Source organism: uncultured Gimesia sp. (assembly GCF_937910335.1).
GTDB lineage: Bacteria > Planctomycetota > Planctomycetia > Planctomycetales > Planctomycetaceae > Gimesia.
Window position 1 is genome coordinate 1 of the sequence record NZ_CALEMX010000534.1, and the last position, 8,376, is coordinate 8,376.

General features: G+C 47.4%; 7 protein-coding genes. 3 read left to right on the forward strand and 4 right to left on the reverse strand.

All coding sequences use genetic code 11. The features are described from left to right. Together Q0668_RS22005 and Q0668_RS22010 are read left to right on the forward strand one after the other, a co-directional pair. Positions 1-603: DUF3365 domain-containing protein (locus Q0668_RS22005; protein ID WP_298868609.1), on the forward strand; the 603-nt coding region annotated here is incomplete at its 5' end. Positions 604-799: 196 nt separating this feature from the next. Further along, a complete protein-coding gene (locus Q0668_RS22010) occupies positions 800-2,260 on the forward strand; it encodes a sulfatase (RefSeq protein ID WP_298868611.1) in 1,461 nt (486 codons plus the stop codon). Positions 2,261-2,290: 30 nt separating this feature from the next. Here the strand turns inward: Q0668_RS22010 and Q0668_RS22015 are convergent, their stop codons facing one another. From Q0668_RS22015 to Q0668_RS22025, 3 genes are all read right to left on the reverse strand, one after another. After that, positions 2,291-3,331 carry a Gfo/Idh/MocA family oxidoreductase gene (locus Q0668_RS22015; protein ID WP_298868613.1) on the reverse strand — a complete coding sequence of 347 codons (1,041 nt, stop codon included), beginning with the start codon at positions 3,329-3,331 and terminating at the stop codon, positions 2,291-2,293. 52 nt (positions 3,332-3,383) lie between these two features. Then, positions 3,384-4,670, reverse strand: a complete 1,287-nt coding sequence (locus Q0668_RS22020) for a Gfo/Idh/MocA family oxidoreductase (RefSeq protein ID WP_298868615.1) — start codon at positions 4,668-4,670, stop codon at positions 3,384-3,386. Between the two features lie 107 nt (positions 4,671-4,777). After that, a complete protein-coding gene (locus Q0668_RS22025) occupies positions 4,778-6,058 on the reverse strand; it encodes an exo-alpha-sialidase (protein ID WP_298868616.1) in 1,281 nt (426 codons plus the stop codon). 238 nt (positions 6,059-6,296) lie between these two features. Between Q0668_RS22025 and Q0668_RS22030 the strand changes: the two genes are divergently transcribed. Continuing rightward, complete coding sequence (locus tag Q0668_RS22030; protein ID WP_298868618.1) at positions 6,297-7,574, forward strand: PQQ-binding-like beta-propeller repeat protein; 1,278 nt, start codon at positions 6,297-6,299, stop codon at positions 7,572-7,574. Between the two features lie 68 nt (positions 7,575-7,642). Here Q0668_RS22030 and Q0668_RS22035 read toward each other — a convergent pair. Continuing rightward, the coding region (locus Q0668_RS22035) for a sialidase family protein (protein WP_298868620.1) at positions 7,643-8,376 on the reverse strand (734 nt) is incomplete at its 5' end.

Here is an 8,376-nt window from a genome sequence, read left to right on the forward strand (position 1 = left end):
ACCATTTCCTGTTTGTTGATTGTCTCAGCAAGCGTTTTTTATATTGCGGCATCATCGTTTGCAGAACCGCCGACTGCGGAAAAGGGTAAAGCGGTTCAAAATGAGAAATCAGTCGCTGGCAAGACTGCTACGAAAAAGAAGACTGCAGCGAAAAAGAAATCAACTGAGCAACGTCTGGTGACGGTTGAAGTGGCGCGTGAACGTGCGAAGCTGACACATAATCTGTATGCCTCTACTTTGGAGGCGATGCACCATTATTATTTCTTCAATGACAGGTCGTCTGTTCCGGCACGAGTGATGGAGGATATGTTTAAAGATATCGATCGCCAGGAGAATATCAAAGCAAAGTGGATTGCCGTGAATGCCAAGGTGATGAGCATCGATCATAAACCCGAGGGAGATTTTGAGAAGCAGGCTGCTAAAGAGATTGCAGCCGGTAAGCATGAATATGAGCGCGTGGAAAAAGGTGTTTATCGCCGTGCCGTTGCGATTTCTTTGAACAACAACGGGTGTCTGGGTTGTCACTTGGGATTTGGTGCTAATAAGAACAAGAAAGAGCGATTTGCCGGACTGGTGCTGACCATTCCCGTCAAGCAGGATTAGTTGGCTCGCTTGTGTATTCAATTAGATGTGCATCCGGTTAGCAGACAGATTTCGTCTTTTTTTCAACGACGGATTAGGATCGTCTGCCTTTAATCGTGGTTGAGTTGTCGGTTCGTAAGCAGAGTTCTAGAATGGAATGCAGTATCCGCTTGCTGGATTTCCGCCATTCACTTTTCTCGACCGATTAGGGATAGAGATGAAAATGCGCTTCTATTCGATTCTTGTCTGTCTGTTTCTTTTGCCAATTTCCTATACTGAAAAGGCGGAGTCAGCTGAAAAACAATATAACGTGCTGTTTATCATTTCTGATGATTTGACGGCCACCGCGCTCTCGTGTTATGGAAACAAAATCTGTCAGACGCCGAATATTGATGCAATTGCTGCTAAAGGAACGCGGTTCACGCGGGCTTATTGTCAGGCCACTTATTGTGGCCCTTCGCGGGCATCGTTCATGTCCGGTTATTATCCGCATGCGACTAAGGCTTTTGGTTATGTCAGCCCTCGATCTTATATCGGCGATCGTGCGACGTGGTCACAGCATTTCAAAAACAATGGCTACTACACTGCGCGTGTGAGCAAGATTTATCATATGGGCGTTCCCATCGATATTGAAAAAGGAAGTGATGGCACGGATGACCCTGCTTCGTGGACCGAGAAATTTAACAGCCAGGGGCCTGAATGGACGGCGGCTGGTGACGGAGAAACACTGGAAAACAATCCTGATGGTAAAAAACCTGCTGTTGGCGGGAATACGTTTGTTGTGGTTGAAGCAGATGGAGATGATCTGGTGCACTCCGACGGTAAGACTGCGAAAAAAGCAGTTGCGCTGATCAAGAAACACAAAGACGAGCCCTTTTTTCTGGGCGTCGGTTTTGTGAGGCCTCATGTTCCGTTTGTGGCGCCGCGTGCTTATTATCCGCCATTCAAGCCTTACAGCAAACATGTGCTTCCTGAAAAGGTGAAAGGTGACTGGGATGACATCCCCAGGTTAGGTATCAACTATAAAACCAGTCTCAACATGAAAATGGATTTGAGACGTCAGAAAAAAGCGGTCGGCGGTTATCTGGCTTCCGTGGCGTACATGGACGCACAGGTTGGGAAAGTGACGCAGGCTCTCAAAGAGGCTGGCATTGAAGATAAAACCATTGTGATTTTTACGAGCGATCACGGATATCACCTGGGTGAACATGATTTTTGGGCCAAGGTGAGCTTGCATGAAGAATCGGCGTCTGTCCCGCTCATTATCAGTGTCCCCGGAAAAAAACCGGCTGTTTGCCATTCTCTGACGGAACTACTTGATTTGTACCCTACGATTAGTAACTTGTGCGGTTTGGAAGTTCCCAAACGTATTCAGGGTAAAGACCTTTCGGCCTTGTTAGATGATCCCAGTGTCAGTGTGCGTGATACTGCATTCAGCGTTGCTCCACGTGGTAAAAAGCGACAGGCTTTCCTGCTTCGTGATGATCGCTGGGCTTATATTCAATATAAGGAAGATGCATCCGGGGGAATGGAGCTGTTCGATATGCAGAAAGATCCATTGCAATATACGAACCTGGCAATGAAGCCCGCTTTTCAAACCAAAGTTGCAGAATTTAAGCAACGCATGGCAGACAAATTGAAAGTGGTCCGCACCAATGATCTGGGACACACCTACTAAGTCGAATGCAGTTTGGTGAAACTTCAGAGGTTAATCCACGGGGATACTTTGACTCTTTCCCGTTTCTGATGCTTCATAAGCGGCATAGATGGTTCTTAAGACCTGGAGACTGTCGTGGCTGGTGAGCGTGGGTGGTTCTTTTTCCAGAACTGATCGGACAGCGGCATGTACACAGGGAGTGTAGCCGCGCGGTTGAATGGATTCTTCAAATTTATGAATGGTGCCCGGTTTGTCAGCATTGAGTGACCATTGCAAATGTTTGCCGGTTGTGTAGTCCATTTCCAACCAGCCTTTGGATCCCCATATTTTAATCATTGACTGCTTGCCCCGTTTGGTGAAGTAGCCTGATGTCATGGTACCGAGGAAGCCTTTGTCGAATTTCAAACTGAGGGCGACGGAATCTTCAACGTCAATCGGTTGTCCTCCCACATTGGTAACGAAGCCGCTCACGTCGGTAATTTTGGAATCCGTGATATACATTCCGAGATCGAGCCAGTGAATTCCCAGCCAGATTAGATGACCGCCGCCGGCGCGTTTTTTTTGTGCAAACCAACCGGCCTGATAGCCTTTACTCGTCAATCGCGTCTGGTCGGCAATGTAATTCAGTTGGATGCTGTAAATTTTTCCCAATGTTCCTTTTCGGACCATGCGTCGTGCCGCTTTGACTTCCGGGTTGTTGCGATTGGCCAGCGCCAACATGAGATTCAGATGTTTTGCATCCGCTTTTTTAACTAATGCTTCAAACTGATCGATGCTGGTGCAGGAAGGTTTTTCGGCAAAAACAGGGCAGCCATGTTCGAGAGCAATATCAATGGCAGCCGGTGACTGGATGGCTTCCATAGAAACCAGCACCATGTCCGGTTTTTCTTTTTTGAACAGTTCTTCCGGACTGTTATAGACTCTGGTTAATTTATCACCCAGTTTCTGGCGGGCTGCTGCAACATGTTTCTGACCTGCATCACTCAGTATAATTTCGCTGATGTCCTCGCAGGATGCGAGTGCTGGAAAATAAGCGCTGAGATGCGCAGAAGTTTCACTGATTAACAGAGCTACAATTGCTTTGTCTGCCATGAAATTGCTTTCTCTAAAACAGTATTGTAGGGACGGTCATTTTTATGCTGGATCAGACACGGGGCAGTTCGTATCCATCACGATAGTCGCGGGTCAGATATTGATTGGCGTCTTTGTCTTCCGGAAACGTTTCAGTTTTGGGATCGAACACCAGTCTGCGACCGGTTCGATACGAAATGTTTCCTAGATGGCTGAGCAGTGAAGAATAGTGCCCCTCTTCAATTTCTGCTAACAGGTTCTGTGATTTACGAGTTTTTACACAATCGATAAAGTTTTGATAATGGGCTGATGTATCCTGCCATTTTTGTTCGAAAGCAGGACCACGTTCGCCTTTGAAAAAGATGCGATAGCCTGATCGATCGACCATCATAAATCCTTTATCGCCAAAGAAAATATTATCATTATCGTGGCGATGTGCCTGTAAGCGATATGGGGTGAAGTCACGTTGTTCGTAGACATAGAGCAGATCATCGTATTCCCAGGTCACCACCATCGTATCGGGTGTTTCCTGGGCATCCCCTTTGGACCCCAGTTTGGCGCCACTACAGGAAACGGCATTCGGTGCTTTCAGATTCAGGGCCCAGCGACCGATATCGATTTGATGCACGCCGTCATTGCCGATATCGCCGGTACCAAAATCCCAGGTCCAATGCCAGGCTGTATGAAAACGGCTGCGATTAAAGGGTCGTTTTTTTGCGGGGCCCAGCCAGAGATCATAGTTTACTCCTTCAGGAACGGGCTGATCGGGATGATGTGAATAACGGGGGCGTCGTTGGTTATTGATGGCTTTCACCATCATGACCTTTCCAATGACTCCATCCTGGATTTGCTTCCAGGCTTTTTCATAAACGGGAGTCGCTCTTAAATTTGTTCCATGCTGGACCACGCGTTTGTATTTGCGGGCGGCTTTCACCAGTTGGCGTCCTTCGTGGATATTATGTGAGCAGGGTTTTTCGACATAGACGTCTTTACCGGCTTGGCAGGCCATGATGGCAGCCGGCGTATGCCAATGATCGGGCGTGGCGATGACAATCGCATCGATCTCGTTGCCATCGAGCAGTGTGCGAAAATCTTCTACCTGCTTTGGTCGTCTGGCTCCCGATTTTTCGATTTGATCCGCCATGAGTCCGCTACGATTTTGATCGACATCACTGACAGCCACAAGTTGACAGTCGGGTAGATTTGAGAATTTGGCTCCCAGGCCTTTTCCGCGATTACCACAGCCGACCAGCGCGACGTTGACTTTTTCATTTGCGGAAACAGCCGCCTGGCCCAAAGCAGAGGCGCCGACCCAGATTAGAGAGGCTCCCATAAACGTTCGACGGTTCAAGTTGCTCATCACGATTCTCCTCAAGGGGGGGCTGACTCGGATAATGTACATAGATCGCTTTTTATTATCCTAACAAGTCCGAGAATGATACATCAAGGGTTATTGATGTTATGGTGTCAGGGTTTAAGAGCATTTGGTTGACTCCATAAGATTTTCGAGACGAACACACTGTTATCAGATCCGTATTTGTTATCGACGGGCATGACATAATTCGGGCCGTGCGTTTGCATCCATTCGCTGGCGATGACCCAGGTTTCATTTGCATTCACATCAACGATTCCAAAGTTCCCCAAGCGGGCTCCGCGTTCGGGAATTACGATGCGTTCTGAACTCCGAATAATGGCAATTTTTTCCGGATTGACACGTCCGATGAAAAGCGGTGCGCGATTTCGAAATACATGGTCGTTCTTTGCGCCTCGACGAGTATAAGCCAGGAATAACCCCTCTGAATGTGTGACCCAATGGGCCTGGGTGTTGTAGCTTCCCAGTTCGGAACCGTCTTCAAAGGTCCATTTTTTGGGTTCCGAGAAACGCAAGCCATCTTTACTACGCGTAACATAGGCGGATTTATCATTCCGCAAAGTCATGTAAAACCAGTCCCCAAATTTGGTGATCGACGGTTCGGCAAAACCCCGTCCGAAATCAATGGAGAGTTCATTCCCATGTTCAACATATTTCAATGTGTCACCATCAAAGCGGCAGCGGATGACCATGACGTCTGAAAACTTCTTCTCTGGTCGTTTGAAATATACTGGCAATAGAATGTCGCCGTTGTGTAAGTCAAAACGTTGAACGGAACCGGCGCCACTGCTGACGAATTCGGGGCCTTTCGGGAGTTCGAGCGACTTCCAGTTTGACCAGAGGTTCTTTTCCGGATCGTAAGTTGCATACGATGAGACACGGATATTTTTCTTGTGATCAATCCGATTGCCGTAATAACGCACGGTATGGCCGATTCCTAATAAGGTTTTCGATTTGGCGTGCCATTGCGGCCAGAAATCAGAAACAACGACTTCTCCGCCGTCGGGCAGATCGTGACGGCTGAGATTTTTCTGCTCGAGAGGACCCTTCCAAGCTTTTCCCATGTCATCAGTGCGCATAGAGTTCAATGCATAAAAGATGTCGCTACCTGACAGTAATAACTTCTGCATCGTCATGACGACAATTGGATTGTCCAGTTGGTTTCCCGGCGTTCCGACGGGGATCGCACCTGCGCGGGCATGCACCCAGCATGTTTTACCATCATAGCCTTTGATCGCGGTACTTAGTTTGATCTGAAAATTCAGCGGTTGCTTACGCTGCCTGATTATAGTTTGTTCGTCGGCTTTCGTGGTTATCGTCAAACAGAGCAACAAGATAACAATCAGCAGGAGTTTTGCAGTTTTTTGAAAGGGCATGATATGATTCCTGGCTCCAAATGATGTGTTGTTATTTTTGATAACGGTAACCTGAGTCTTATGATACCGTTCACTAACCAGCTCAGCAATCATTGCCTGAACAAAGAATGGACAGAGCAAAACAGTAGCTGCGCTTGTCATTGATCAACGACTTCTTACAATAAACTTTCGTTTCGTGAAAAATATTACACCTGACTTAGACGCTCCCGAAGCCCTCCTGCCGATAGAAAGCCCACCGATGAATCGATTCTGCATCGCTTGTCTCTTGTTTTGTTTTGCCCAACCTGTGTTCTTAAACGCGGATGAAGTAAAAGAGCCTGTTGTGGAGCCCATTAATGTTAAATCGACCGATTGGCCCTGGTGGCGTGGACCACAACGAAATGGCATTGCGATCGCGAATCAGAATCCGCCGCTGAAATGGAGTGCAACGGAGAACATTCTCTGGAAATCACCGATTAGCGGACGTGGTTACAGTTCTCCGACCGTGGTTGGGAATCGTGTGTTTCTTGCTTCCGCAAATACGGAAACGGAAACGCAATTTGTGCTTGGTTACGATCGAGCAACCGGTAAACAGCTCTGGAAGACAGTCATTTTTAAAGGGGGCTTCAGTACTAAAGGGAATAAAAAATCAACTCATGCCTCTTCGACCGTCGCCTGTGATGGCAAGCGGTTGTTTGTCAATTTTATCAATAACGGTGCCGCCTATACGGTTGCGTTGAGACTGGATGGCCAACGGATCTGGCAGACGAAAATTACTGATTATATTATTCACCAGGGATACGGGTCCTCTCCGGCTCTTTATGAAAAGTTGGTCATCGTATCGGCTGATAATAAAGGGGGCGGTGCAATCGCGGCGTTGAGACGGGCAGATGGAATGCTAGTCTGGAAAATTGATCGACCAAAAACTCCCAACTATCCTTCGCCGATCATCTTGAAAGTGGCTGGGAAAGCGCAAGTGCTGATGACAGGCTGTGATTTGGTAACAGGCATTGAACCACTCACTGGAAAAACACTTTGGAAAACTGAGGGTGCAACGACCGAGTGTGTTACTTCCACGGTCACAAACGGCGAGTTGATTCTCACCAGTGGAGGTTATCCTAAAAATCATATATCCGCGGTCAAAGCAGACGGTTCCGGCAAAGTGGTTTGGGAAAACAGTACTCGAATCTATGTCCCTTCGATGTTAATTAAAGGTGATCACATTTATTCCGTGACCGACAACGGGGTTGCCATCTGTTGGGACGTGAAAACTGGTAAGGAAATCTGGAAAGGACGTTTAGGGGGGACTTTCAGTTCGTCTCCCGTTCTGGTAGGAGAGCGGATTTATGTTACAAACGAAATTGGCGAGACCTCTATTTTTAAAGTGAATCCGAAAAAATTCGAATTGCTGGGTGAAAATAAACTGGGGACAGAAGTCTTCGCCACTCCCACATTTTGTGTTAGTCGCATTTATATGCGTGCCTCTGGAGAAGTCGATGGGAAACGTCAGGAATTTCTGTATTGCATCGGTAAGTGACGTTTTCAAGTTAATTAAATTCAATCTCATCCCCGTCTCCAAGTTGGGGCAGGGGTGAGACTGTCGATTTAATCTTTTGCTGGTTCATATATCCAGGAGAGCGGGATGGAACGAAAGCGGGAAGAGATGACTCTGTTTTCGTCGCCTACATAATATCCAATGATGGCGCGTCCCTGGTGGAAAACCAAGCTGATATACGAATAAGTATTATTGGGGTTGTCTTCCAGATTCTTTTTCAGTTTCCAGGTCTTGCCTTCATCAGAGCTGATGGCGACGGTTAATGGAGTTCGTTTACCGCTATGCCCGGTGCCCGGTTCAAAGTTATTGTTCCAGATCAACATCAGGTCTCCCGTTGAAGGGACGCGGCGTAGTGTGGAGGGCGCTTCCGGCGCTTTTACGCCCCAGGAACCGGGTTTACTCCAGGTATAGCCTCCGTCTTTGGAAATACTGGAGCCGATGTGGCCGGATTGTGTGCGGAAGATCATCAAAACGTTCCCATTTTTCAGTTCGAAGACCTCTGGTTCCATAGCGCCCCGTTTTGAATAGTCAACGCTACCTTTCGATTGGCGCCAGGTCTGACCTTGATCATCCGAAAGGAAACAGGTGCAGACAAAATGGTTTACCTTATGCACGTCTGCTGTCGAAGCAACCGGAACGAGCCAGCGACCGGTAGAAAGAATAGTGATTCGATCATTATTCAGGACGTGATATCCTGGCGGAGTCGTGATTTCGATGGCTTTGCCGAACGTTTTACATTGATCGTTTGAGATCTTCAAATATGCTTTTAAATCGGAAAATGTAT